Below are 1,311 nucleotides of genomic sequence, written 5' to 3' on the forward strand. Positions count from 1 at the left end.
AGTCCGGTACCCCGCGCACCGCTGCGCCGGACAGTCAAGGCCCACCTGATCGACCTGCGTAAGGAACAGTTCTCTGTCCGTATGCAGCAGGTCACCGGCCAGCTGCCGAAGACCCACGACATCCGCCGGGTCCGTCGCGAGATTGCTCGCGTCAAGACCCTGCTCGGCAGCACGAAGTAAGGATGGCCGCTATGAGCGACAATACTGAAAACAAGACGCTGCGCACGGTCGAAGGCCGTGTCGTCAGCAACAAGATGGACACCAAGACCACCGGCCGCATCCTGGAAGTGCCGGTGGGTCCGGAACTGCTGGGCCGCGTTGTCAACGCGCTGGGTGAGCCGATCGACGGCAAGGGCCCGCTGGGCACCGACCTGACCGCTCCGGTGGAGCGCGTTGCGCCGGGCGTGATCTGGCGCAAGTCGGTCGACCAGCCGGTGCAGACCGGTTACAAGTCGGTCGACGCCATGATTCCGATCGGCCGTGGCCAGCGCGAGCTGATCATTGGTGACCGCCAGACCGGCAAGACCGCGATGGCCATCGATGCGGTGATCAACCAGAAGGGCACCGGCATCAAGTGCGTGTACGTTGCGATCGGCCAGAAGGCTTCGACCATCGCCAACATCGTGCGCAAGCTGGAAGAGAACGGCGCGCTGGCCCACACCATCGTGGTGGCCGCGACCGCGTCCGAATCGGCTGCAATGCAGTACATCAGCGCCTACTCGGGCTGCACCATGGGTGAGTACTTCATGGACCGCGGCGAAGACGCGCTGATCGTGTACGACGATCTGTCCAAGCAGGCCGTCGCCTACCGCCAGATCTCGCTGCTGCTGAAGCGTCCGCCGGGCCGCGAAGCCTACCCGGGTGACGTGTTCTACCTGCACTCCCGTCTGCTGGAACGCGCTGCCCGCGTGTCCGAGGAATACGTCGAGAAGTTCACCGAAGGCAAGGTCACCGGCAAGACCGGTTCGCTGACCGCGCTGCCGATCATCGAAACCCAGGCCGGCGACGTGTCCGCCTTCGTTCCGACCAACGTGATCTCGATCACCGACGGCCAGATCTTCCTGGAAACCGACCTGTTCAACGCCGGCATCCGCCCGGCCGTGAACGCCGGTATCTCGGTGTCGCGCGTCGGTGGCTCGGCCCAGACCAAGATCATCAAGAAGCTGTCGGGCGGCATCCGCATCTCGCTGGCCCAGTACCGTGAGCTGGCTGCGTTCGCGCAGTTCGCCTCGGACCTGGACGAAGCGACCCGCAAGCTGCGCACCGGTATTGACCGTGGCAAAACTGGGGTCGCCCTTGTTCGGCAGGAAC

Annotated in this window: 1 protein-coding gene and 1 pseudogene; both read left to right on the plus strand. The window is 64.6% G+C overall.

Translation table 11 applies throughout. The annotated features are described in order from the left end of the window. Positions 1-21: 21 nt before the first annotated feature. On the plus strand, positions 22-180 hold the full coding sequence (gene rpmC / locus ACQKDV_RS19570) for a 50S ribosomal protein L29 (protein WP_427785881.1): 159 nt from the start codon (positions 22-24) through the stop codon (positions 178-180). Positions 181-263: 83 nt separating this feature from the next. Continuing rightward, positions 264-1,311 (plus strand): annotated as a pseudogene (gene atpA / locus ACQKDV_RS19575) (F0F1 ATP synthase subunit alpha); the annotation flags it as partial.

The sequence above is a fragment of the Stenotrophomonas sp. NPDC077659 genome (assembly GCF_050268705.1).
Taxonomy (GTDB): domain Bacteria; phylum Pseudomonadota; class Gammaproteobacteria; order Xanthomonadales; family Xanthomonadaceae; genus Stenotrophomonas.